Origin of the sequence: Bradyrhizobium vignae, from assembly GCF_900324035.1 — a bacterium.
Lineage (GTDB): Bacteria > Pseudomonadota > Alphaproteobacteria > Rhizobiales > Xanthobacteraceae > Bradyrhizobium > Bradyrhizobium vignae.
Genome location: NZ_LS398110.1, coordinates 4,318,552 through 4,341,539, shown reverse-complemented (window position 1 = coordinate 4,341,539; position 22,988 = coordinate 4,318,552). Strand labels below are relative to the sequence as shown.

General features: G+C 63.7%; 22 protein-coding genes. 12 read left to right on the top strand and 10 right to left on the bottom strand.

Going from position 1 to position 22,988, the window contains the following annotated elements:
- Window positions 1-10 precede the first annotated feature (10 nt).
- From sufC to BRAD3257_RS21120, 6 genes are all read left to right on the top strand, one after another.
- On the top strand, window positions 11-763 hold the full coding sequence (gene sufC / locus BRAD3257_RS21145) for a Fe-S cluster assembly ATPase SufC (protein ID WP_122403412.1): 753 nt from the start codon (window positions 11-13) through the stop codon (window positions 761-763).
- Window positions 764-774: 11 nt separating this feature from the next.
- On the top strand, window positions 775-2,079 hold the full coding sequence (gene sufD / locus BRAD3257_RS21140) for a Fe-S cluster assembly protein SufD (protein WP_122403411.1): 1,305 nt from the start codon (window positions 775-777) through the stop codon (window positions 2,077-2,079).
- On the top strand, window positions 2,076-3,323 hold the full coding sequence (locus BRAD3257_RS21135) for a cysteine desulfurase (RefSeq protein ID WP_122403410.1): 1,248 nt from the start codon (window positions 2,076-2,078) through the stop codon (window positions 3,321-3,323). Before sufD ends, BRAD3257_RS21135 begins: the two co-directional genes overlap by 4 nt.
- Window positions 3,320-3,691, top strand: a complete 372-nt coding sequence (locus tag BRAD3257_RS21130; RefSeq protein WP_122403409.1) for an SUF system Fe-S cluster assembly protein — start codon at window positions 3,320-3,322, stop codon at window positions 3,689-3,691. The genes BRAD3257_RS21135 and BRAD3257_RS21130 overlap by 4 nt, the downstream gene beginning before the upstream one ends.
- 49 nt (window positions 3,692-3,740) lie before the next feature.
- Window positions 3,741-4,142, top strand: coding sequence for a HesB/IscA family protein (locus BRAD3257_RS21125; RefSeq protein WP_122403408.1), 402 nt, complete (start codon window positions 3,741-3,743; stop codon window positions 4,140-4,142).
- 225 nt (window positions 4,143-4,367) lie between these two features.
- Window positions 4,368-4,811 (top strand): TfoX/Sxy family protein, encoded by a 444-nt coding sequence (locus tag BRAD3257_RS21120; RefSeq protein WP_122403407.1) that lies wholly within the window; start codon window positions 4,368-4,370, stop codon window positions 4,809-4,811.
- Between the two features lie 3 nt (window positions 4,812-4,814).
- Here BRAD3257_RS21120 and fabA read toward each other — a convergent pair whose 3' ends face one another.
- From fabA to BRAD3257_RS21090, 6 genes are all read right to left on the bottom strand, one after another.
- Entirely contained in the window at window positions 4,815-5,345 is a 531-nt protein-coding gene (fabA, locus tag BRAD3257_RS21115) for a bifunctional 3-hydroxydecanoyl-ACP dehydratase/trans-2-decenoyl-ACP isomerase (protein WP_122403406.1), read from the bottom strand.
- 93 nt (window positions 5,346-5,438) lie between these two features.
- Window positions 5,439-6,506: a GGDEF domain-containing protein gene (locus BRAD3257_RS21110; RefSeq protein ID WP_122403405.1), complete on the bottom strand. Its 1,068-nt coding sequence runs from the start codon at window positions 6,504-6,506 to the stop codon at window positions 5,439-5,441.
- 164 nt (window positions 6,507-6,670) lie between these two features.
- Entirely contained in the window at window positions 6,671-8,137 is a 1,467-nt protein-coding gene (locus tag BRAD3257_RS21105) for a DEAD/DEAH box helicase (protein ID WP_122403404.1), read from the bottom strand.
- A 298-nt stretch (window positions 8,138-8,435) separates the two neighbouring features.
- Window positions 8,436-9,410: a helix-turn-helix transcriptional regulator gene (locus BRAD3257_RS21100; RefSeq protein ID WP_122403403.1), complete on the bottom strand. Its 975-nt coding sequence runs from the start codon at window positions 9,408-9,410 to the stop codon at window positions 8,436-8,438.
- A gap of 128 nt (window positions 9,411-9,538) precedes the next feature.
- Entirely contained in the window at window positions 9,539-10,240 is a 702-nt protein-coding gene (locus tag BRAD3257_RS21095; protein WP_145987018.1) for a hypothetical protein, read from the bottom strand.
- Between the two features lie 5 nt (window positions 10,241-10,245).
- A complete protein-coding gene (locus BRAD3257_RS21090; RefSeq protein WP_122403401.1) occupies window positions 10,246-11,355 on the bottom strand; it encodes a YadA-like family protein in 1,110 nt (369 codons plus the stop codon).
- A 308-nt stretch (window positions 11,356-11,663) separates the two neighbouring features.
- Between BRAD3257_RS21090 and BRAD3257_RS21085 the strand changes: the two genes are divergently transcribed.
- From BRAD3257_RS21085 to BRAD3257_RS21055, 5 genes are all read left to right on the top strand, one after another.
- Window positions 11,664-12,617, top strand: a complete 954-nt coding sequence (locus tag BRAD3257_RS21085; RefSeq protein WP_160118830.1) for an AraC family transcriptional regulator — start codon at window positions 11,664-11,666, stop codon at window positions 12,615-12,617.
- Window positions 12,618-12,735: 118 nt separating this feature from the next.
- Entirely contained in the window at window positions 12,736-14,244 is a 1,509-nt protein-coding gene (locus BRAD3257_RS21080; RefSeq protein ID WP_122403399.1) for a caspase family protein, read from the top strand.
- 388 nt (window positions 14,245-14,632) lie between these two features.
- On the top strand, window positions 14,633-15,061 hold the full coding sequence (locus tag BRAD3257_RS39750; protein WP_160118829.1) for a hypothetical protein: 429 nt from the start codon (window positions 14,633-14,635) through the stop codon (window positions 15,059-15,061).
- Window positions 15,062-15,265: 204 nt separating this feature from the next.
- Window positions 15,266-16,483, top strand: coding sequence for an FAD-dependent oxidoreductase (locus tag BRAD3257_RS21060; protein WP_122403397.1), 1,218 nt, complete (start codon window positions 15,266-15,268; stop codon window positions 16,481-16,483).
- Window positions 16,484-16,661: 178 nt separating this feature from the next.
- Window positions 16,662-17,423, top strand: a complete 762-nt coding sequence (locus tag BRAD3257_RS21055) for an outer membrane protein (RefSeq protein WP_122403396.1) — start codon at window positions 16,662-16,664, stop codon at window positions 17,421-17,423.
- A 113-nt stretch (window positions 17,424-17,536) separates the two neighbouring features.
- On the opposite strand, the gene BRAD3257_RS21050 is transcribed toward BRAD3257_RS21055, so the two are convergent.
- The 4 genes from BRAD3257_RS21050 to parE all read right to left on the bottom strand — a co-directional run bounded on the left by BRAD3257_RS21050 (window position 17,537) and on the right by parE (window position 21,980).
- Window positions 17,537-18,307 carry an SDR family NAD(P)-dependent oxidoreductase gene (locus tag BRAD3257_RS21050; RefSeq protein WP_122403395.1) on the bottom strand — a complete coding sequence of 257 codons (771 nt, stop codon included), beginning with the start codon at window positions 18,305-18,307 and terminating at the stop codon, window positions 17,537-17,539.
- A 21-nt stretch (window positions 18,308-18,328) separates the two neighbouring features.
- Window positions 18,329-18,514, bottom strand: coding sequence for a hypothetical protein (locus tag BRAD3257_RS21045; RefSeq protein WP_122403394.1), 186 nt, complete (start codon window positions 18,512-18,514; stop codon window positions 18,329-18,331).
- A gap of 203 nt (window positions 18,515-18,717) precedes the next feature.
- Window positions 18,718-19,494, bottom strand: a complete 777-nt coding sequence (locus BRAD3257_RS21040) for an outer membrane protein (RefSeq protein ID WP_122403393.1) — start codon at window positions 19,492-19,494, stop codon at window positions 18,718-18,720.
- Window positions 19,495-19,937: 443 nt separating this feature from the next.
- Complete coding sequence (parE, locus tag BRAD3257_RS21035) at window positions 19,938-21,980, bottom strand: DNA topoisomerase IV subunit B (protein WP_122403392.1); 2,043 nt, start codon at window positions 21,978-21,980, stop codon at window positions 19,938-19,940.
- Window positions 21,981-22,249: 269 nt separating this feature from the next.
- On the opposite strand from parE, the gene BRAD3257_RS21030 reads away from it, so the two are divergent.
- Window positions 22,250-22,780: a DedA family protein gene (locus BRAD3257_RS21030; RefSeq protein WP_122403391.1), complete on the top strand. Its 531-nt coding sequence runs from the start codon at window positions 22,250-22,252 to the stop codon at window positions 22,778-22,780.
- Window positions 22,781-22,988 lie beyond the last annotated feature (208 nt).

Sequence of the window (22,988 nt, the reverse complement as noted above, 5' to 3'; positions counted from 1 at the left end):
TGGATACAAGATGGCTTTGCTTGAAGTGAAAGACCTCAAGGTTCGTGTCGAGGAACGTGAGATCCTCCATGGGCTGTCGCTGACCGTGAACGAGGGCGAGGTGCACGCGATCATGGGGCCGAACGGCTCCGGCAAGTCGACGCTCTCGCATGTCATCGCCGGCAAGCCCGGCTACGAGGTCACCGACGGCCAGATCCTGTTCAAGGGCGAGGACCTGCTGGAGATGGAGCCGGACGAGCGCGCTGCCAAGGGCGTGTTCCTGGCGTTCCAGTATCCGGTCGAGATTCCCGGCGTTGCCACCATGACGTTCCTGCGCACCGCGCTGAACGCGCAGCGCAAGGCGCGCGGCGAGAGCGAATATTCGACTCCGGATTTCCTGAAGAAGGTCCGCGAGGTCTCGAAGTCGCTGAACATCCCGCAGGACATGCTCAAGCGCGGCGTCAATGTCGGCTTCTCCGGCGGTGAGAAGAAGCGCAACGAGGTGCTGCAGATGGCGCTGTTCGAGCCGAGCCTGTGCATCCTCGACGAGATGGATTCCGGCCTCGACATCGACGCGCTGCGCATTGCGGCCGACGGCGTCAACGCGCTGCGCTCGCCGGGGCGCGCGATGGTCGTCATCACCCACTATCAGCGGCTGCTCAACTACATCGTGCCCGATTTCGTGCACGTGATGTCGAAGGGCCGCGTCGTGAAGAGCGGCGGCAAGGACCTGGCGCTCGAGCTGGAAGCGTCCGGCTACACCCAGTTCGAGGACGCCGCGTAAGGAATTTTGCGATGAACGTTGCTGTGGCAAAGACCGGGAACGGCCGCGCGGTGAGTGATCTCTTCGCCAGCGCCGAAGGCCGCTTGCCGGGTTCGCCTGACGTGATCGCGGCGCGCCGCGAGGCGTTCGAGAGCTATGAGCGTCTCGGCCTGCCGCACCGCCGGATCGAGGAATGGAAATACACGGATCTGCGCGCGCTGGTCGGTGAGGTGTTGCCGCTGGCGGCCGCGCCCGATGCGGCTGCGCTGAAGCGCGCCGCGGACGCCGTCAAGGCGCAGGCAATCGCAGGCGCCTGCAAGCTGGTGCTGGTCGACGGCGTGTTCGCGGCCGATCTGTCCGATGTGAAGGCGCTGGCCTCTGAAGTAACCCTCAAAGCTCTGCGGGAGATGCTGGACAAGGATGCCGGTCTCCTCAAGACCGCGTCCACCGATGCCGTGATCGCGCTCAACGCGGCGCTGGCGACCGACGGCGTGGTGCTCTCGATTGCCGATGGTGCGCAGCTCTCTGCGCCGGTCCAGATCATCCATGTCGCAACTGCCGCTTCGGCGTCGGCCTTCACGCGCTCGCGGGTGGCCGTCGGGAAGGGCGCCCGCGCCACCATCATCGAAAGCTTCGTCGCGGCCGGCGCCAAGGCCTACCAGGTCAACGACGCCGTCATCGTCGCGATCGGCGACGACGCCGACGTCGCCCATATCCGCCTGATGGATGATGCGCCTGATGCGGTGAACGTCACCTCGCAGTTCGTCACCGTCGGCGCCAACACCAAGCTGAACTTCTTCAACATGACCACCGGCGCGGCGGTCAGCCGGCTGCAGGGCTTCATTACGTTCTCGGGCGAGGGCAGCGAGCTCGCGGTCAACGGCGTGAACCTCCTGAAGAAGACCGAGCATGGCGACACCACGTTGGTGGTCGACCATGCCGTGCCGAACTGCGTCAGCCGCGAGACGTTCCGTGCGGTGATCGACGATCGCGCCCATTCGGTGTTCCAGGGCCGCATCATCGTCCGTCCCGATGCGCAGAAGACCGACGGCAAGATGATGACCCGTGCGCTGCTGCTCTCGGACGAAGCCGAGGCCGACAACAAGCCCGAGCTGGAGATTTTTGCCGACGACGTCTCCTGCGGCCACGGCGCCACCGCCGGCGCGCTGGATGACAGCCTGCTGTTCTATCTGAAGGCGCGCGGCCTGCCCGAGAAGCAGGCCCAGGCGCTGCTGATCCAGGCCTTCGTGGGCGAGGCGATCGAGCAGATCGCAGATGACGGTTTGCGCGAGCACGTGATCGGCATCGCCGAGCGCTGGCTGGAGCAGCGGTCATGAGCACGCATCCGGCCGTCAAGAACGGCGCCTATGACGTCGCGCGCGTGCGCCAGGACTTTCCGGCGCTCGCCATGCAGGTCTACGGCAAGAAGCTGGTCTATCTCGACAACGCGGCTTCGGCGCAGAAGCCGCAGTCGGTGCTTGACCGCATGACGCAGGCCTATACGAGCGAATACGCCAACGTGCATCGCGGCCTGCACTACCTCGCCAATGCGGCGACGGAGGCGTACGAGGGCGCGCGGACAAAGGTCGCGCAGTTCGTCAACGCCCGCCGTACCGAAGAAATCATCTTCACCCGCAACGTCACCGAGGCCATCAACCTCGTGGCGTCGTCCTGGGGCGAGCCGAACATCAAGCAGGGCGACGAGATCGTCCTCTCGATCATGGAGCACCATTCCAACATCGTGCCCTGGCACTTCCTCAGGGAACGTCATGGCGCGGTGATCAAATGGGCGCCCGTCGATGATGACGGCAATTTCCTGATCGACGAGTTCGAGAAGCTGCTGACGCCCAAGACCAAGCTTGTCGCCATCACCCAGATGTCGAACGCGCTCGGAACGTTCGTTCCGATCAAGGAGGTGGTGCGGCTGGCCCACGATCGCGGCATTCCGGTGCTGGTCGACGGTGCGCAAGGCGCGGTGCATCTGCCCATTGACGTGCAGGACCTCGACTGCGATTTCTACGCGTTCACCGGCCACAAGATCTATGGCCCGACCGGCATCGGCGCGCTCTATGCCAAGCATGAGCACCTTGTCGCGATGCGGCCCTTCAACGGCGGCGGCGAGATGATCCGCGAGGTTGCGAAGGACTGGGTCACCTATGGCGATCCGCCGCACAAGTTCGAAGCCGGCACCCCGCCTATCGTGGAAGCGATCGGCCTTGGCGCTGCCATCGACTACGTCAACTCGATCGGCAAGGAGCGCATCGCCGCCCATGAGCAAGATCTCACCACCTATGCCCAGGAGCGCTTGCGCGAGATCAACTCGCTGCGGCTGATCGGCACGGCGCGCGGCAAGGGCCCGGTCATCTCCTTCGAGCTCAAGGGCGCACACGCCCATGACGTCGCCACCGTGATTGACCGCCAGGGCATTGCGGTACGCGCCGGCACCCATTGCGTGATGCCGCTTTTAGAGCGGTTCAACGTGACGGCCACCTGCCGGGCCTCGTTCGGCATGTATAATACGCGGGAAGAAGTCGATCATCTGGCACAGGCGCTGCTGAAGGCGCGGGATTTGTTCGCATGACTGACACGGCCGAAGTCAAAGCCAATCCGATGGAGACCCAGTCGGCTCTGCCGCCTGAGGAGACCGAGCGTCTCACGACCGAGATCATCGCCGGGCTCAAGACCGTGTTCGACCCGGAGATCCCCGCCGACATCTACGAGCTCGGCCTGATCTATAAGGTCGAGATCAAGGACGATCGTTCGGTCGACGTGCTGATGACGCTGACGACGCCGAACTGCCCGGCCGCCGGCGAGCTGCCGACCATGGTCGAGAACGCGGTCGCCAGCGTTCCCGGCGTCGGCGTGGTCAACGTCAAGGTCGTCTGGGAGCCGCCGTGGTCGCCGGAACGCATGAGCGACGAGGCGCGCCTCGTGCTCAACATGTGGTAACGGTGTCAGCCCGCATTGAATTCGCTCCTCAACGGACCACATAGATAACATGACCCAGGCGACACCAGCATCCTCCACTCCGAAGCCGCGGCGGCCGCGCCCGCAGGTGATGCGGCTGACGGACGCTGCTGCCCGGCGCATCACCGAGCTGACCCAACGGGCGGATTCGGAGATCGTGGGCCTGCGCGTGGGGGTAAAGAATGGCGGCTGCGCCGGCCAGTCCTACACGGTCGAATACGCCCACGAGATTCGCCCGACCGACGAGGTCGTCGAGGACAAGGGCGTCAAGATCCTGGTCGATCCCAAGGCCGTGCTGTTCCTGCTCGGCACCGAAATGGACTACAAGGCCGACAAGATGCAGGCCCAGTTCGTCTTCAACAATCCCAACCAGGTCTCCGCCTGCGGCTGCGGCGAGTCGGTCGAGCTGCGGCCGGCCAAGATCGACGGGTAGCGCCTTCTCAGTACTCTCGTGTCCCGGACGCGCTGCAGCGCTATGGCGCGTCGAAGACGCGCGTAAACGCGCTTATGGCGCTGCTGCGCAGAGCCGGGACCCACGCTATAGTCGTCGGTGCAGAAGACTGGGCCCCGGCTCAGCAGCGCCATAAGCGAGTCGAAGGCGCGCGTAAGCGCGCTTATGTCACGCTGCGCCGCGTCCGGGGCACGAGAGAGCGTGCCCATGGACCGCGAATTCCTGATCGATCTGTTCGCCGATTTCGGCCCCGTCACCATTCGCAAGATGTTCTCCGGCTACGGCATCTCCGCTGACGGCGTCAATTTCGCGCTGTCGCTGCGTGCCGGCCTGTTCTTCCGTGCGGACGAGACGACCATTCCGGATTTCGAGGCCGAGGGCTCAAAGCCATTCCAGTACGCGACCCGCGCCAAGACCGTGCTGGTCAACTCCTACTGGGAGCTGCCCGCGCGCCTGTTCGATGATTCTGCAGAGCTTGCCCAGTGGGCGAGGGCGGCACTCGCCGCGGCTCAGCGCGCCAAGTTGAAGAAGCGGCCGAAGGCGAACAAGGCGGCGAGCAAACCCGCGAAGAAGGCTGTCAAGCCTGCGAAAGCGTCGAGAACGGTGACCAGGAAGAGTTCGCTTCGAAAGCGTGCCAAGCGAAAGGCCTGACGATCAATCCACGGCCTTGGTCAGGCCGACCCTCATGTCCTTGGCCGTGAAGACGCAGCTGCCGTCGGCAAGCACGCGGCCGTCGGCAATTCCGAGCACCAGCTTGCCGCGCCGGACCATGCGCATTGCAACCTCGTAACGCACGCGTTTTGTGTCGGGTGTAATGGTCCCCGTGCACTCGACTTCCCCGACGCCGATGGCGCGGCCCTTGCCCGGAGAGCCCGACCAGCCGAGCCAGTAGCCGATCATCTGCCACATGGCGTCGAGCCCCAGGGAGGCCGGCATCATCGGGTCGCCGTGATAATGGCAATCGAAGAACCAGTGGCTCGGTGTGATGTCCAACTCGCCGACGACATGGCCCTTGCCGAACTCGCCGCCGTCCAGGCTGATCTCCGTGATGCGGTCCATCATCAGCATCGGCGGTGCCGGCAGCTGCGCATTGCCCGGGCCGAAATAGCCGCCCTCGCTCGATCTCAGCAGCTCGTCCCTGGTGTAGGACGGTTGCGGCGTATGGAAATCGTGAGGATTGGGCAAGATGATGGGTCCTCGATGCCCGCGTCAGGCGCCGCGGCGGCGAGGAAGATGTCGGTCCGCAAGTGGGAATGTCAAGCGCGGACGGCGGCCGTCTCACGCCACCCGGCTGCGCGTCTCGACCGCGTATTCGGGATCGGCTTCGCAAATCACGCGGTTGCGGCCGTTGCGCTTGGCGGCGTAGAGGCAGGCATCGGCACGCTCGATCAGCGCGTCCGTGTCGTCGCCCTCCTTGAGCATGGAGACGCCGACGGAGATGGTGACGCGGCCGAGAATCTCGCCGGTCGATTTCTTCTTCAGTTCCTTCGCCATCACGGCGCGGCGGATGTGGTCGGCCACGGTGAGCGCCTGGCGCAGCGCGGTGTTGGGCAGCACGACCGCGAATTCCTCGCCGCCGTAACGCGCCGTAATGTCCTGGCCCTTGATGGTCTGCTTCAGCGAGAGGCCGACGAGCCGCAGCACCTGGTCACCGGTGAGATGGCCGTAGGAATCGTTGAACGACTTGAAGTGATCGATGTCGAACAGCAGCAGCGACAGCGGCTCGCCCGAGGCGAGCGCGCTCTGCACGGCCATGCCGATCATGCGGTCGAAATATTTGCGGTTGCCGAGGCCGGTGAGCGGATCGGTCAGGCTCTCGGCGCGGATCGCTTCCAGGCTCTGCTGGAGATTGCTGATCTCGTTCTTCGACAGCGTCAGCCGGTCTTCCAGCGCCTTGTTGGTCTGACGCATCTCGCTGGTCGAGCGCAGCAGCGCTTCGACGATACCCTTGATCTGGTCGCGACTCTTGGCCGACGACAGCTTGTCGGTCGCGCCCGACAGGCTGGCATCGTAGGCGCCGGTCATGCCGAGCGCCTCGCCCAAGACCTTCATCACGTCGTCGATCTCGCCGATGACGCGCGCGCCGACCTTGTCGATGCGATCGGTGGTCTTGATGTGGGAGAGATAGGTCTCGTAGATCTGCTCGAGATCGGCTTCGGTCAGCTTGCCGCTGCGCGCCAGCGTCTCGTTGATGATCTTGTTGAGCGGCGCGTTGTAGCCGGTGGCGTAGACGTACCAGATCTCATAGTTGCGGGGAATTGCCGTCTGCCGAAGCGATCGGATCTGACCGAGCGCCACCTCGGCGAACGCCATTGTGCGTTCGTGTTCGTCGAGCACCTTGATCACAGAACATACCCCACAACGGTCGGCGCGCCATCGACCGCAGCAATGCTAAAATTAATTATCTTCGTAGGCTAACGGACGATCGTGAACGCCCCGTAAATATACGTCCACGAAACCTCTAAAAACGTGTATTTCGATTTTCTGCAACCGAAAGCGGGAAGCGCACTTCAGGCGCCGGCAGGGGAGCGAACTGGCCGCAGCAGAAACGCCGGCAGATGCGAGTGATCGCCCGGCTCGGTGTCGATCTCGCGCTGGCGGCGCGGCTCGGGACGGCCGATCGAGGGCACATGGGAGGTGTTGGCCTGCTGGCGCGCATCGTGCCGCGGCTCCGCCCGGCGCTTGTCGTCGGACCGATGCCTTGCCGCGGCGGGCTGTCTTGCCTCGCGCGGCTCGTGGCTGCGCTCGCGGTCGTGGCCGCGTTGCGGCTTGCCGCGTCCGCCGCGTGAACGTTCGCGACCGCGCTGCTCGCGCGGACGCTCGCCGGCATCGGCGGCCTCGGCTGGGACTTCGTAATCGCCTTCGGCGCGCGGAATGCTCTGGCCGATCAGCTTTTCGATCGCCGCCATCGACTTCTGGTCGAGCGGTGTCACGATCGAGATCGCGGTGCCGGTTCGCCCGGCGCGGCCGGTGCGGCCGATGCGGTGGACGTAATCGTCGGCGTGATGGGGAACGTCGAAATTGAAGACGTGGCTGACCTCGGGAATGTCGAGGCCGCGGGCGGCGACGTCGGAGGCGACGAGCAGCGGCAGCTCACCCTTGCGGAACTGGTCGAGCGCGGCCATGCGGGCGGGCTGGTCCATGTCGCCATGCAGCGCCCCGACGCTGAAGCCGTGCTTCTGAAGCGATTTGTGGACGATCGCCACCTCGCGCTTGCGATTGCAGAAGATGATCGCGTTCTTGAGGTCCTTGGCCTCGCGTAGCAGGCGGCGAAGCAGCTCGCGCTTCTCGTGCGCCTCGCGTCCGGCGGGCACCTGGGCCTGCGTGACTGTCACGGCGGTGGTGGCGGGCCGGGAGACCTCGACCTTCTGCGGATTGTGCAGGAAGGCTTCGGTGATGCGCCGGATTTCCGGCGGCATGGTCGCGGTGAAGAACAGGGTCTGCCGCGTGAACGGGACGAGCTTGCAGATGCGTTCGATGTCGGGAATGAAGCCCATGTCCAGCATGCGGTCGGCCTCGTCGATGACGAGCAGCTCGACGCCGGTGAGCAGAAGGCCGCCGCGTTCGGTATGGTCGAGCAGGCGGCCGGGGGTTGCGATCAGCACGTCGACGCCGCGCATCAGCTTGGCATCCTGGTCACCGAAGGAGACGCCGCCGATCAGGAGGGCGACGTTGAGTTTCTGGCCGGCGCCGTAGCGGTCGAAGTTTTCCTTCACCTGGGCCGCGAGCTCGCGGGTCGGCTCGAGGATCAGCGTGCGCGGCATGCGCGCCCGGGCTCTGCCCTTTTCGAGGATGGTGAGCATCGGCAGCACGAAGGCCGCGGTCTTGCCGGTGCCGGTCTGGGCGATGCCGAGCACGTCCTTGCGTGCGAGCACGTGGGGGATCGCCTGTTCCTGAATGGGGGTGGGGGTGGTGTAACCGGTGGCCGCCACTGCGGCGAGGACTTTTTCGGACAGTCCGAGGTGAGAAAAGGACATTGAGCCTCTGGTCGAAACCGCCGTTCGGAATCGAGGGTAATAAGGCTGTCGCGTTCCACCCCGAAACGGCGCGCTCTCAAAGAAGCTGGGGGTGCTGACTCACGCGGACAAAGCGCAAGGCCCAGGAATCGCTCTTCGATCTGAGCCGCGTCGCCCCGGAACATAGGGAGGAATTGGCCAAAGTCAATGGAGCGGACGCGGGAAGGCCCTAAAAAACCTGAGGTTTTTGCCCAAATTGCGGGCGCGGCTTGGGTTTTCCGCTCCTCCAGCGGTCCGGCCGGAACCGCCAAGACGAGGGTTAATGCCCGTCCGAAGCCTTGGCCCGGAAGTCGCCGGGAGCCATGCCATAGGCGGCGTTGAACACCCGGTAATAGGTCGCCAGGCTCTCGAAGCCGCAGGCGCTCGCGATGTCGGCGATCAGCCGTTCCGGCGTGTCGCGCAGCAGGCGGCGGCTCTGTTTCAGACGCTCGTCGGTCACGGTCTGCGAGAAGCTCTTCTCCGCCGTCTCGAACAGCATGTGGAGATGACGCACGGAGATGCCGAGCAGGTCGGCCACCATGGTCGGCGCGAGATGAGGGTCTTGCAGACGGCGTGCGATCAGCCGCCGGGCCTGTGAGAGGCGGGCGGTCCGCAGCGCGGCCTGTCCGCGCCGGCTGCCGGGCCGCACGATGCCGCGTTCGATCAGCGCCAGATGGGCCAAAGCTTGAACCAAGGAGGTCTGGACCACGGAGGCCGCATCGGCGGCGGCATCATCCGCGCCGGCCTCGCCGAGATCGGCAAGGCAGGTAGCGAGCAGGGGCGCCAGGGCTGCATCGTTGAAGGTGCGGGGCGACAGCTCGCGCATGCGCTTGTCCTGCGCCGGGATGCTGCTCATCGGGATCTTCAGGATCCGGAGATGGAAGCCGCCGGCGCCCAGCGGCGCGGTGCGGTAGGGCAGGTCGGTATGGCTGGTGGCGAAGCTACCGCTCGCGATCGAAAAGTCGCTTGTGCGCATGCCGCCGAACCAGCCGCCACTGCCGAGCTGCTGGTAGACGCAAATCGCGTCACCCGGGGCGTTGGCGATGTCGGACGCACTGCGCTCGACCGCGTAGGGCGAAGCCTTCAGCTCGACGAGGCCGGCGCCGCCAAGCTGGCGCAGCGAGAATTCGCCGAAGAAGTCCGCGCGCCGTTCGGGTTCGAGCTCGGCGGTGACGCCGAACAGGCCCTTGGCGCGCACCTCGCGCCAATAGTCGAAGCGGTCCTGCGGCTCCACCTCGTTCGTACACCAATACACGGAAGACTCCCCTTCGGATGACCTGACCAGAGGAGCAGATTCACCCCAATTATTCCATAGGCGAGCTGGCGGATGGACAGCGACGCCCGAGACGGAGTCGGTAAGGCAGGCCAAGCCGCCTGTGCATTTCACTCCCGATTGGAAGCTTCCTCCGGCTGGGGCGCTGGGCTCTGAGCGGCCTCCAATCTTACCGGAGCTCCTTTCGCGGGCGGAGCTTTCGGCAGGACCTTTGCACTCTGCATCTGCTTCTTGGGTTCGCTTCTTTGCTGCTCTCGAGCGGCCGATGAAGCCTGGACGGGCGCGGTCGCGATGTTGAGGCTCAACAATTTCCACTGGCGAGAAGAGGCTTCAAACACGAGATCGAACTTCACCTGCTGCGGACTCGTTGGAACGTAGCCGGAGATGCGAAGGTGCCCGTCGGCGTCTATGTCGGGAGTGCCAGAAAGCTGAGGTGACAACAGCATCACACTAAATAAGCTGAGATTGCTCCTTCTCATGTCTGCGAAAACGAGCGCAAGATCGGCGGATGTGTTTCTAATCTGGAACTCTCGTGAGGCGAGATCCCGCAGGACCGTGTAGTTTCCGGACTGGTTGGCATCGTTGAGCGTCAGCAATGTTGAACGCACCAACAGCAGAGCTTGGTCGACCGGCACATGGACCTTGGTTCGTGCCGGCGCCGCGGGGGCTCTTTCGGTTGGGGTGGCGCCAGGAGCTGCACCGCCCGACGAGTTCTGGGAAGGAATGCTGGTCTGCGACGAAGCGCTGGTTGGGCGGAGGACCATGACACACAGCGCCAGGATGAAGGCGGCATAAAGCGGGGGGCGCAGCATGACACCTACCATCCGACGCGCAGGCCTGCGCGCGCGCCAACGAGGTTCTGATTGGTCGAGTAGCCCACGCCGCCTGTGAACTGCAGATTATCATTGAGACGGACCGCGCCGTTGAGTGCCAGACCGTTTTGTCCCTGGAAGTTGCCATAGTTCATCGTGAACGCCACGCGCTCGCTTGGGAGCACCGTTGGCACGCCTGCCATGGCCATTGCCATGGCGACGCCGGCCGTCGCTTTAGTGGTCCGATTTGAAATTTCGTCGATCCTGCTATTTACCCCCGCAAGCGCCTGGTCGAACTGTCCTCCCAGTGCCGAGAGGCTGGCATCAACATAGCTCTTGTTTGCAGCATCCGTTCCTGCCAGCGGGGCGGCAACGTTCTGAATTCTGTTGGCGCCCATGTTGACCGAGGCGCCGGGTGACACCTGCAGCGCTGTCGTGATGTTGGCCGTGCCGATGTTCGCCGTCGTGACGTTCGCCGTGGTCATATTCGCCGTAGTGACATTGGCAGTGGTCACGTTAGCAGTCGTGATCGTAGCCGTCGTCACGTTGGCGTTGGTTGCGTTGATCAGAGGCGTGTTGACCGAGGTATTTGCCGTCAATGTGTCGGTTGTCAGATTGCCTGTGTTGGTAATGCCATTGAACGTCGCGAGACCCGCCACGTTGAGGGTGCCTCCGATCGTGGCATTGCCTGTCGTGCTCAACGTGTCGGTAGAAATGTTTCCGGTGTTGTTGATGCCCGAAAAGTTCTGGGAGCCCGCAAAGGTCACCCCTCCGTTGAAGACAGCATTTCCATTGAATGTAGCCGTCGTGCCGGTGGCAAAGGTCGAATTGCCGTTGACGTTGGTCGTGCCCGTTGTCGTGGTGCCGTCCACGGTCATGTCCTGCGCAGCATGAATACTGTCACCGAAAAGCAGGGGGCCGGCGAAGAACGGGTCGAAGGGATTGGAGCAGTCGTCGTCCTGCACGATCAGAACTTGCTGTTCGCTGCCGTTTACGAAAGAACAGACGGCATGGATCGCATGGGCCGGTTTCGGCGCCAACATGCAGGCGGCGACGGCGAGCAGCGGACCCCAATTCTTCAATGAACGGCTGGTGAGGCTTTGTTGGGATATCATTTCGAATCTCCAGAAGCCGAGGATGTAACCTCTGAAACGGCTTGTCGTGCGTAATCTTGCACAACGATCGCCGATCTTCTGTCGTCGGCAGGCAACAGCGTTGTCGGATGGGTTTACATAAGACGAGTGAGGCTTTGCGATTTGCGCGACAGCGCGTCAGCATGACGCAGGCCTGTTGATTGATCCGCGCTCATTCTTGATGTTAGGCGAGTGGGATCTTTGCTTTTTACGAAGTGAGGAACCAGTCCGAATCTTGCAATCTTTGCGTGAATCGCTAGCTTCCAAAGCTCATTGGAATGCACCGTCCCATGGCTTGTGCCAGCGAATTTGCACCCCGACGCTTCAGCACCGATGACTTGCCCGAGCGAGAAAGGCTCGCCCGATGGCGTGAGGAGTTCGGAAGGACGCTGGTACGTGTAGATATCGAACCCTTGTCGAACGACGTTCCGTTCAGGGCGGAGGCCGTGCTTCAAAACCTCCCGGGTGTGCGCCTCGCGTCCTGCGATGGCTCCGCGGCGCGCCTCGATCGCACGCGCGCGTTGGCTGCCGACGGTGGGGACTGGATTGGGTTATTCATCAATCTTGGGCAAGCTGCATCCGTATCCCAGCGCGGTGCCGAATTGGAGCTTGGACCGGGTAATGCGGCGTTCGTCCGCCCGGGCGAAGCTGCCCTGCTGTGCGGCACAAGACATCTCCATTTGTTGTTTCCGCGCGCCGCTCTGGCCCTCCGGACACACGATTTGGACGGCGCGGTCATGCGGCCAATTGCGCACAACGATCCGGCGCTGCGGCTGCTTCTCGGGTACCTTGATCTCGTTCAGAATGCGCCTGGTCTTGAGCAGACCGCGCTGCAGCAAACGGTTGTCAATCACATTCACGATTTCGCTGCGCTGATGATCGGCGCCAACCGCGATACGCGACAGCAGGCAAGGGGCGCGGTCGCGGCGGCACGTTTGGCCGCTGCCATCGATTTCATCGGAAAATCCTTTACGGATCCCGGATTGTCGCTGGCATGTGTTGCCGATCGTCAACACATCTCGGCGCGCTATCTGCAGGAACTGTTGGAGAAGTCGGGGGCATCATTTACCGCACGCGTGAACGAATTGAGGTTGAAGCGGGCGTTTGCGCTCGTCACAAAATTCCCGGACCGGCCTGTGTCCGAGATTGCGGCTCAGGTTGGATTCTCGAATGTCTCGCATTTCAATCGATTGTTCCGGAATCGGTTCGGCGATAGCCCAAGTGGGGTACGCGACCGTGCCTGACGGTTCTGGCCGATGATGGATCCCGTCGCCCGTGATGATAGGCGCTTGAACCGATCTGCCCAGTTTGCGCACTATGTATTGAGCATTTTGGCCAGGGATGCGGGGGCGGGAACTTCACATGACATGTATGTTGTCCAAGGCGGCTTTGGCTCTCGGCCTGGCTGCGTTGCTGGTGGGCGCAGCTCCCGCCCAAGCCGAGAAGCGCGTCGCGCTGGTCGTCGGTAACAACGACTACAAGAACGTGCCGAAGCTGCTCAAGGCGGTCAACGACGCCCGCACCATGGGTGATACGCTGAAGCAGCTCGGCTTTTCGGTGATGGTCGCCGAGAACCAGAACCGGCAGCAATTTTCCGAGACGTTGCTCGCGTTCGACAAGGCGGTCGAGCCCGGCGACACCGCGTTCTTCTTCTATGCCGGTCATGGCTTCGAGATCGCCGGCCAGAACTATCTGCTGCCGACCGACGTGCCCGCGGCGACGGAAGGACAGGAGGAGCTGGTGCGCGATGCTTCCATCCTGGCCGACCGCATCGTCGAGCGCCTGCAGAACAAGAAGGCGCGGACCTCGATCCTGGTGTTCGATGCCTGCCGCAACAACCCGTTCGAACGCAAGGGCACCCGCGCGGTCGCCGGCGGCGGCGGGCTAGCGCCGATGACGCAGCTGCCGGAAGGCGTGTTCTCGGTGTTTTCGGCAGGACCTCGCCAGACCGCGCTCGATCGTCTGTCCAATGACGACACCAATCCCAATTCGGTGTTCACGCGCACTTTCGCCAAGGAGCTGCTCCAGCCCGGCGAGAACCTCGTGCAGGTGGCGCAGCGCACGCGCCGTCTGGTCAGCGAGATGGCCGACACCGTCAAGCACAGGCAGGTGCCGGTCTATTTCGACCAGATGGTCGACGACGTCTTCCTCAGCGGCATGGCGAAGGATACCACGGCGCGGCCGGCCGAGCCGCCGCAGAAGCTCACGGCGCTGCCGCCGGTGTCGGTGCCGCAGATCCCGAAGGAAGAGACGATCAACGCGCCGATCGCGAGCTTCTCGCGGCACGATGGCGGCTGGAGCATTACGTTCTCCTTCGCCGATCCGACGCTCGGCATTTCCTGGCGCATGGCCGGCAAAGGCGATTTCCGCGAAACCGGCTTCATCGACACGCTCGATCCGCGCACGCGCAAGCGGATGCCGAACCCGTCGATCGAGCTGCCGCCGGATGCGCAGGCCGGCACCATCGAGGTCCGCTATGTCGATCAGTCCGGCGAGACGCAGGGACCGTTCCCGATCAAGTTCGATCCCGAGGCCGCACTGATCCGCGACCAGCGCAAGATCCTCGACATGACGTCGACCAGCTGGCTGTCGTTCCGCGTGTTCAACGGCCTATTGGTCTACTACACGCACCTCGTGTCGCACCGCTGCGCCATCCGCGAGGTGCGCATCGGCATCGACACCGCCGTGCCCAACCAGGTGCTGAAGATGCCGCCTTGCGACATGCGCGACCCCAGCGCAATTACCGCCGGCATGCCGCTCTACGTGAAGCTCGCACCAAGCACGCAGTCCGTCTCGGTGGAGCTGACCTATCGCGACGGCAGCGTCTCGGAGATCAAGACGTTTCGGAGCGCGAACCGGAGTAATAATTGATACGCTGTTCGGCCGGAGGATTGTGATGGGATCACCTTACGACGTGGACGAACTTACATCGGACAAGCCAAGGTGAAAGTGCTAGAGCAGGGGATGATAAAATTCATCATCGTCACGTTCCTTACGACGCTTCCGGTTCTGGCCCAGACCACTCCAGTCCCCGCACCGCCACCACTGACCGACCGCGAGCGAGTCCAAGCAGACCGTTCGAAAGCCGCCGAAGATGAGAGGCTAGCTCCGATCACTCGACCATGGGATCGCGATGCCGATGGCAAGCGCCCATGGGAACGGAAGTCGTCAAAGCCCTGAGACGAGCGAACATCGCTTCCCAGCGGAAGGAACAACTCCTTTGGTCCCTGGATTGTCTGTCAAACCAGGGAGACGATCCATGATCCGCAGATCCATTCTCGTGACCATCGCTTGTGCCGCACTTTCGACGGCGGCCTTTGCCCAAGGCGGCGGTGGTGCTGGGGGCGGCGGTGGTGCAGGTGCAGGTGGAGCGGCCGGCGCCGGCACGGGGACCGGTGGCGCCAGCTCGGGGGCTGCGGCCAACTCAGGTGTCGGAGTGGGCTCGTCGTCCAGCAGCGCCAACTTCGGGCCGTCGGCTCCCTCCGGGATGGGAACGCATGACACCACCACGGGAGCCAACGTCAACACCAACATCGGCCGACCCAATCCGAATGTTCAGCCCCCGACCGCGAACGCCAAGACGCCGGCAGCAGCGCAAGCCGAGCGAAACATGGGCGTCGGTCACGCCCCCAACGGGTTGCCGATCGGCAGTCCGGGCACCGGGACCAGCAACGAGGACCAGAAATAGTCTGGCCCCGTTTCACACAAGGCCCGCGTTCTGCGGGCCTTTTGTCGGGCGCTTGTTTGCCGCTGGAAACCGCGGTGCGCTTTTCCCTGCAAATTGAGACTGCCTTCGGCCTGAATCGCGCTAGTATCGTCCGGCATAGCTTGATCGATGCTCACGGCGCGGATCGCGGCGGCAATGATATCCGAGCAACAACAAAGCCGGACCATGAAGGTCCGCTGCTGCATCGTCGGCGGCGGCCCGGCCGGCATGATGCTCGGCTATCTCCTGGGACGGGCCGGCATCGATGTCGTGGTGCTGGAGAAGCATGCGGATTTCTTCCGCGACTTCCGCGGCGACACCGTGCATCCCTCGACGCTTCAGGTGATGGACGAACTCGGGCTGATCGACGGCTTCCTGAAGCTGCCGCATCAGCGTCTGCAGAAGATGGACGGCCTGTTCGGCGGCACGCCGGTGCGCATCGCCGATCTTGGCCGGCTCCATACCAAATATCCCTTCATTGCCTTCATGCCGCAATGGGATTTCCTGAATTTCCTGCGCGAGGCCGGCCGGCGCTTTGCGCAGCTCAAGGTGATGATGAGCACGGAGGCGGTGGATCTGATCCGTCGCGGCGAGACGGTCGCCGGCGTGCGGGCGAGGACGCCTGACGGCTTCATCGACATCGAGGCCGATCTCACCGTTGCCTGCGACGGCCGCCATTCGATGGTGCGCGAGCGCGCCGGCCTTGCGGTCGAGGAGATCGGCGCGCCGATGGACGTGCTTTGGTTCCGCGCCGGCCGCAGGCCCGAGGAGACTGAAAGCCTCTTCGCGCGGATCGAGCCTGGCAAGATGATGGTCACCTTCGACCGCGGCGATTACTGGCAATGCGCCTATGTCATCGCAAAAGGACAGTATGAGGCAGTCAAGGCGAGGGGACTATCGGCGCTGCTCGACGATGTCGTGCGCATGGCGCCGATCCTCAGGTCCGGCATCGCCGAGGTGAAGAGCTTCGACGACATCAAGCTGCTCACCGTCGCGATCAACCGACTGACGCGCTGGACGCAGCCGGGCCTGCTGTGCATCGGCGATGCCGCGCATGCGATGTCGCCGGTCGGCGGCGTCGGCGTCAATCTCGCCGTGCAGGACGCGGTCGCGACCGCCAACCTGCTGGCGGACAAGCTGGAGCACGGTTGTCCCTCGGAGAACGAGCTCGATGCCGTCAGGCGTCGCCGCGAGTTTCCAGTGAAGATGACGCAAGCAATGCAGGTGATCGTGCAGAACAACATCATCCGCGGCGCCTTACAGGGCGGCGACCAGCCGCTGAAGGTGCCGCTGATCGTGCGCCTCATCACCGCGCTGCCGTGGCTTCAGGGCATTCCGGCGCGCCTGATTGCGCTCGGCGTGCGGCCCGAGCACGTGCATTCGCGGGCCGCGCCGGGATCGTAGCGCAAGGCTTCGGTAGGGATAACGCCGTGCTAAATCGCGCACTGCGCGTTGCGCGCTTGCAACAGCCCCAACGGATTCACAGGCCGATGCGTGCCCAGCCGCCACATTAACCGTGTTGATTTCAATTTTAGTAAGAGCCGTCGGTGACCGTGCGGCCATCAAAGACACGGGGTGTACCATGCGTAACAAATTGATTGCCGCCTTCGCCTGTACGACAGCTCTGATTTCGACCGGCGCTGCTTCGGCGGCCGATCTCGCTGCGCGCTACACGAAGGCGCCCGCCTATGTCGAGCCGCTGTTCAACTGGACCGGTTTCTATGTCGGCGGCCACATCGGTGGCGCATGGACAAACGAGCAGTTCATCAACAACGGGACCGGCGCGGCGTTCGGCGATTTGCTTCCGGGAGAGGGCTATCGTCAGCGCAATTCGGGCGTCATGGGCGGCGCGCAGATCGGCTACAACTGGCAGGCCAACAACTACGTGTTCGGTGTGGAAGGCACGATCTCCGGCCTCGACAACAAGGGTACGGTCGTGAACACCGCGTTCGCACCGGCGAACGATGTGTTCTCCTGGCGTGCCAATGTGCTGGCGACGGTCGTCGGCCGCGCCGGCTTTGCCGTGCAGAACAACCTGTTCTACATCAAGGGCGGCTATGCGGGGGTCAACAACCGGCTCTCGGTCACCGACCCGGTTGTGACGGGTACGGGCGGACAAACTCACTGGGCCAATGGCTGGACCGTCGGCGCTGGCTGGGAATACGGCATCACCCGCAACTGGATCGTCGGCCTCGAATACAATTACGCGGCCTTCGGCAGCCAGACCTATCAGCTCGGCGGCACGGCGGGCAATTACACCTTCGATGCCAAGCCGCGTGACATCCAGTGGGCCGTCGTGCGCGCGAGCTACAAGTTCGACGCGCCGACCATCGCCCGCTACTGAGCACGTCGACGCAACGCGACCAACGATCAAAAAAGAGCACTGCCAAAATTCAAAAGCCTCGGCTTCGACCGGGGCTTCCTTTTTGTGCGCAATGTTGTGGTGCAGGCCCGGACTCAGGCCATCACCGAGAAGCCGCCGTCGACCGGGATCGCGGTGCCCGTGACGAAGTTCGACGCGGGCGAGGCGAGGAACACGGCGATGCCGGCGAAGTCGTCGATGTCACCCCAGCGTCCCGCGGGCGTGCGCGCCAGCACGCGCTCGTGCAGCCCCGAGACCTGCTGCCGCGCGCCGCGGGTGAGATCGGTGTCGATCCAGCCTGGCAGGATGGCGTTGACCTGGATGTTGTCGGGCGCCCAGGCATTGGCGCAGGCGCGGGTGTACTGCACGATGCCGCCCTTGCTCGCCGCATAGGCTGTCGCGAAACTCGCGCCGAAGATCGACATCATTGAGCCGATATTGATCACCTTGCCGTTGCCGGATGCCTTCAGCGCCGGATAGGCCAGCTTCGAGCACACGAAGGCGCTGGTGAGGTTGGTGTCGATCACCTTGTTCCATTCGTCGAGCTCGAGTTCGTGCGGCGGCTTGCGGATGCTCATGCCGGCATTATTCACGAGGACGTCGATGCGGCCGAGCTCCTTCACCACGCGGTCGATCATGGCCGCGACGGCCGCCTTGTCGGTGACGTCAGTCGCGACGGCAATCGCCTTCACCCCGCGCTGCCTGAGATCGGCGACCGCTTCCGCGGACTTGGTCTCGTTGCGTCCGATCACGGCGATGTCGGCGCCGGCATCGGCAAGGCCGCGCGCCATGCCGAGCCCGATGCCGCCATTGCCTCCCGTGACGATCGCGACCTTGCCGCGGAGATCGAACCGGCTGGATGTCATGCTTGTATTCCCTGGTTTCTTCTATTGGTTGCTCTGCCAGATCAGCACCAGCCCGAATCCGGCCATGGCTGCGCCATAGCCGGCCCATTGCAGCTGGTTGACCATGAAGCTCGACCGCGGCCACGGGACGGTGCCCGTGCCCTGTCCGATCCAGAGCAGGCCGACGGCGGTCGCAAACAGGCCTGCGACAAGCAGTAATCTGCGCATGCATTCCTCCCGTTGGTCTGGTTCTGTCGCGGTCTGCGGCATCAACGATCGCCGCGGCCACGAAAACTTCGACTCAGACTAGCCGTGGCTTCGGTCCGGATACAATGGCTGGGTGCAGATCGTCGGGAGCACGCCTATGCGCTCCCTGCAACGAAAAAGCCCCGGACGATGCCGGGGCTTTGACGTCTGAACGGGAGGTCAGATCAGTACTTCGCGACGACCGGACCGGTCCAGTTGAAGCGGTAGACCAGCGAGGTGCTGATGGTCTGCACCAGGGGCTTGAAGCTGATGGAGTCGGTCGTCGCGACGTTGCCAACGTCGGTGCGGACGGCAATGTCCTTACGATCGTAGTAGGCAGCACGATATTCGGTCTTCATGAACCAGCCCGGCGCCGTGATGCCGAAGATGTTCAGATTGTTCTCGACGCCACCGCCGACGAACCAGCCATTGCGGTTGAACGAGTCGGTGTGGAAGCCCGAAGCCGTCCCGGCGAGATTCGTCAAGCCAGCGCCCGACCAGTGCGATCCACTGTAACCGCCATTGACGTACGAGAGAACATTCGGAGCAACCAGATAGCCGACGCGAACACCCGCAGCCCATGCGTCCTGCATCTTGATGCGGCCGGTCAGCGCAGCAAACTCATCGTTGATGCTGCCGCGCAGGCTGCCGAACTGACCATCGGCGAACACACCAGCCACCCAGGTGCCGGAGAACTGCCAGTCGTAGCCGGCACCGACCGTTCCAAACCAGCCATCGCCGCCAACACGCTGATCGATCGTCACGGGAACTCCAACGAAGTTGGTGTGGGAGTCCGCATCCCAGACGCCGCCGCCGGCGCCGCCGAAGATGTAGAAGCCGGTCCAGCTGGCGACGGGCGCCGCGACCGGAGCCTTCGTGTAGGGACGAGCCGCAAGGTCGGCCGCCGAGGCCGAACCGGTCATCGCCGCGACCGCGGTCAGAGCGAGCAAAGTCTTCTTCATGTCAAAATCCCCAACCTTAGGTCTGTAGGCGCGAGCGCACCGAAGTTCGTATCATCTGATACCCGGACTATAGACGGTTCTCGCCGAAATGCTGTTGCCGGGCAGGCACAGTCGCCGGAAAACGCCGGTGCGTGGGTATTCGGAGCGCCATCGCGCAAATCAAAATTAATTCGATATTTCAACGCGTTGGGGAATTTGAGAATTTTGATTTCGGGTAACGTCTCGTTAGCAAATTCGGCTTTGTCCGAAATGGAGGCAATCCTGCCTCGCGCTTGGCGCCGGTGAGTCGATGGCTGAGTCGCCATGCGGCGATTGCGGGACGCGACGAAAACATCGACGGATCGTCCGGCCGGATCGCCGGAAAATGCGGTCACCCCCTCAAACAAAACGGCCCCGGCTTTAGGCCGGGGCTGTCTCGGAAGGCGGCCGGCCTGGTTACGGCCTCACACGTCCAGCAGCTCTTCGCTGGCAAATTCGGCCTTGTCCGAGATGAATGCGAAGCGCGCCTCGGCCTTGGTGCCCATCAGGCGCTCCACCGAATCGGCCGTGGTATCGCGATCGTCGGCGAGCAGCACCACCTTGAGCAGCGTCCGCTTGGTCGGATCCATGGTGGTCTCCTTGAGCTGCGCCGGCATCATCTCGCCGAGGCCTTTGAAGCGGTTCACCTCGACCTTGGCGTTGGCGCTGAACGCGCTCTTGAGCAGCGCCTCCTTGTGGGCGTCGTCGCGGGCGTAGACCGACTTCGAGCCGTGGGTCAGCTTGTAGAGCGGTGGCACCGCGAGGAAGAGGTGGCCCTCGTCGATCAGCCGCGGCATCTGCCGGTAGAAGAAGGTGATCAGCAGCGAGGCGATATGGGCGCCGTCGACGTCGGCGTCGGTCATGATGATGATGCGCTGATAGCGCAGATCCTCTTCGCGATAATGCGCGAGCGTGCCGCAGCCGATCGCCTGCACGAGATCGGAAAGCTGCGCGTTCGCCGTCAGCTTGTCCTTGCCGGCGGAGGCGACGTTGAGGATCTTGCCGCGCAGCGGCAGCACGGCCTGGGTCTTGCGGTCGCGCGCCTGCTTGGCGCTGCCGCCGGCCGAGTCGCCCTCTACGATGAAGAGCTCGGAGCCTTCGGTGCCGGCGTCGGTGCAGTCGGCGAGTTTGCCGGGCAGGCGCAGCTTCTTGCCCGCGGTTTTCCGCGCGGTCTCTTTCTCCTGGCGGCGGCGCAGCCGCTCCTCGGCGCGGTCGATCACGAAGTCGAGCAGCCGGTTGGCCATGTTCGGATTGCCCGACAGCCAATGGTCGAACGGATCCTTCATCGCCTGCTCTACGATGCGCTGCGCTTCGGCGGTGGCGAGGCGGTCCTTGGTTTGGCCCTGGAATTCAGGCTCGCGCACGAACACCGAGAGCATCACGGCCGCGCCGACCATCACGTCTTCCGAAGTGACGGAGGCCGCGCGCTTGCCCTGGCCGACGCGCTCGGCGTGATCCTTCAGGCCGCGCAAAAGTGCGCTGCGCAGGCCGGACTCGTGCGTGCCGCCATCGGGCGTCGGCACGGTGTTGGTGTAGGAAGACAGGAAACCGTCGGCATCCGCCGTCCAGGCCACCGCCCATTCGCAGGCGCCATGCGCGCCGTTGCGGCCCGACTTGCCGGAGAAGATGTCGGGATGCACCAACGTGTCGGCGTGGATTGCGGCCGCCAGGTAATCCTTGAGGCCGCCGGGGAAGTGGAACGTCGCCTCGGCCGGCACGTCCTCGATGCCCTTGAGCAGCTCGGGCGCGCAATTCCAGCGGATCTCGACGCCGCCGAACAGATAAGCCTTCGAGCGCGTCATCTTGAACAGGCGCTGCGGCTTGAACGCCGCTTTGGCACCGAAGATGTCGGTATCCGGCTTGAAGCGCACGCGCGTGCCGCGGCGGTTGCTGACCTTGCCGAGGTCCTCGAGCTTGCCCTTCGGGTGACCGCGCTCGAACGTCATGCGGTAGAGTTTCTGGCTGCGCGCGACCTCGACCTCGAGACGCGAGGAGAGGGCGTTCACCACCGAGATGCCGACGCCGTGCAGACCGCCCGAGGTTTCATAAACCTTGCTGTCGAACTTGCCGCCCGAATGCAGGGTGCACATGATGACTTCGAGCGCCGACTTCTTCGGGAATTTCGGGTGCGGATCGATCGGGATGCCGCGGCCATTGTCGGTGACGGTCAGGAACCCGTCAGCGCTGAGGTCGACCTCGATGAAGGTCGCGTGCCCGGCCAGCGCCTCGTCCATCGAGTTGTCGATGACTTCTGCGAACAGGTGATGCAGCGCCTTCTCGTCGGTGCCGCCGATATACATGCCGGGCCGGCGCCGCACCGGTTCCAGGCCTTCGAGCACCTCGATGTCGGCCGCCGTGTAATCGGCTTCCCCGCCGCTTCCGCGTGACGCCGCCTTGGCGGCACGGGGTTTCGGCTCGTCACCGCCGAAAAAGTCGTCTTTTGCTTTGGGTTTCAATTGCTTGGACATATATCTTGATGCGTTTTGAGGGCCGCGGAAGCGGCGAATCGGTTAGGCCGACTATGCCACTTCTCACTCGGAAAGGTTACCGCGGGCCGGGCGGTGTGGGTTGGGAGCCAATCCCGGCGATTTTACGCCGCAGCCCCACCAGTTCCCGCCAATTTGACGTTCCCACCCGAGCATGTCGGGATTTTGTGACTTGATGTCACACAAGTCCTTGGCTTACCAGTCCTTTTCATCGAGCAGCACCTTGAGACGGGGCGGGAAGGCTATTTTTGATGGAGCAGTTTGCGCACGGCCTGGCTGACCTCGTGCGTGTTCACCAGGCTTGGGCGGCGCCAATCGTGTTCCTGCTCGCCTTCGGGGAGTCGCTTGCGTTCATCTCGCTCTTGATCCCGGCCTGGGGCGCGCTGGTGGCCATCGGAGCGCTGATCGGGGTGAGCGGCATCAACTTCTATCCGGTCTGGATCGCCGGTGGCCTCGGGGCGGCGCTGGGCGACTGGGTCTCGTACTGGTTCGGCTACCGCTACAAGGAGCACGTCGCCCAGATGTGGCCGCTCTCGCGCTACCCGGAGCTGCTGCCCAGGGGCGAGGCCTTTGTCCGGAGCTGGGGGATACCCAGCATCTTCATCGGGCGCTTCTTTGGGCCCTTGCGCGCCTCGGTGCCGCTCGCGGCCGGCATCTTCGAGATGCCCTATTGGAGCTTCCAGGCCGCCAATTTCGTCTCGGCCCTGATCTGGTCGGCCGTGCTCCTGCTGTTCGGCGACGTGCTCGCCAAGATCATGGAATGGATCTGGCGCGTCATCTGACGCCAGAACCTTGACGGGAACCGCAACTGGCCTTATAGCCGCGCGCCATGATCAACGCCGCGACCATCCTGTTCGCTCGTCGCCGCCGCCGCAGCTTAGCGGTTTGGGCGGTCGATCGCGTTTGAGATCATCGTCTTTGCCGCTGGACCCGATCCGCGGCATTCTCTCCTGTCAGCGCGATCTGATCCGGCGGCTTCCCCCGAGGAGG

Bases quoted from the DNA above. Each gene is read 5' to 3' on its own strand.
- sufC (WP_122403412.1), top strand. From the start codon at position 11: ATGGCTTTGCTTGAAGTGAAAGACCTCAAGGTTCGTGTCGAGGAACGT.
- sufD (WP_122403411.1), top strand. From the start codon at position 775: ATGAACGTTGCTGTGGCAAAGACCGGGAACGGCCGCGCGGTGAGTGAT.
- BRAD3257_RS21135 (WP_122403410.1), top strand. From the start codon at position 2,076: ATGAGCACGCATCCGGCCGTCAAGAACGGCGCCTATGACGTCGCGCGC.
- BRAD3257_RS21130 (WP_122403409.1), top strand. From the start codon at position 3,320: ATGACTGACACGGCCGAAGTCAAAGCCAATCCGATGGAGACCCAGTCG.
- BRAD3257_RS21125 (WP_122403408.1), top strand. From the start codon at position 3,741: ATGACCCAGGCGACACCAGCATCCTCCACTCCGAAGCCGCGGCGGCCG.
- BRAD3257_RS21120 (WP_122403407.1), top strand. From the start codon at position 4,368: ATGGACCGCGAATTCCTGATCGATCTGTTCGCCGATTTCGGCCCCGTC.
- BRAD3257_RS21105 (WP_122403404.1), bottom strand. From the start codon at position 8,137: ATGTCCTTTTCTCACCTCGGACTGTCCGAAAAAGTCCTCGCCGCAGTG.
- BRAD3257_RS21095 (WP_145987018.1), bottom strand. From the start codon at position 10,240: ATGCTGCGCCCCCCGCTTTATGCCGCCTTCATCCTGGCGCTGTGTGTC.
- BRAD3257_RS21090 (WP_122403401.1), bottom strand. From the start codon at position 11,355: ATGATATCCCAACAAAGCCTCACCAGCCGTTCATTGAAGAATTGGGGT.
- BRAD3257_RS21085 (WP_160118830.1), top strand. From the start codon at position 11,664: ATGGCTTGTGCCAGCGAATTTGCACCCCGACGCTTCAGCACCGATGAC.
- BRAD3257_RS21080 (WP_122403399.1), top strand. From the start codon at position 12,736: ATGACATGTATGTTGTCCAAGGCGGCTTTGGCTCTCGGCCTGGCTGCG.
- BRAD3257_RS39750 (WP_160118829.1), top strand. From the start codon at position 14,633: ATGATCCGCAGATCCATTCTCGTGACCATCGCTTGTGCCGCACTTTCG.
- BRAD3257_RS21060 (WP_122403397.1), top strand. From the start codon at position 15,266: ATGAAGGTCCGCTGCTGCATCGTCGGCGGCGGCCCGGCCGGCATGATG.
- BRAD3257_RS21055 (WP_122403396.1), top strand. From the start codon at position 16,662: ATGCGTAACAAATTGATTGCCGCCTTCGCCTGTACGACAGCTCTGATT.
- BRAD3257_RS21050 (WP_122403395.1), bottom strand. From the start codon at position 18,307: ATGACATCCAGCCGGTTCGATCTCCGCGGCAAGGTCGCGATCGTCACG.
- BRAD3257_RS21045 (WP_122403394.1), bottom strand. From the start codon at position 18,514: ATGCGCAGATTACTGCTTGTCGCAGGCCTGTTTGCGACCGCCGTCGGC.
- BRAD3257_RS21040 (WP_122403393.1), bottom strand. From the start codon at position 19,494: ATGAAGAAGACTTTGCTCGCTCTGACCGCGGTCGCGGCGATGACCGGT.
- parE (WP_122403392.1), bottom strand. From the start codon at position 21,980: ATGTCCAAGCAATTGAAACCCAAAGCAAAAGACGACTTTTTCGGCGGT.
- BRAD3257_RS21030 (WP_122403391.1), top strand. From the start codon at position 22,250: ATGGAGCAGTTTGCGCACGGCCTGGCTGACCTCGTGCGTGTTCACCAG.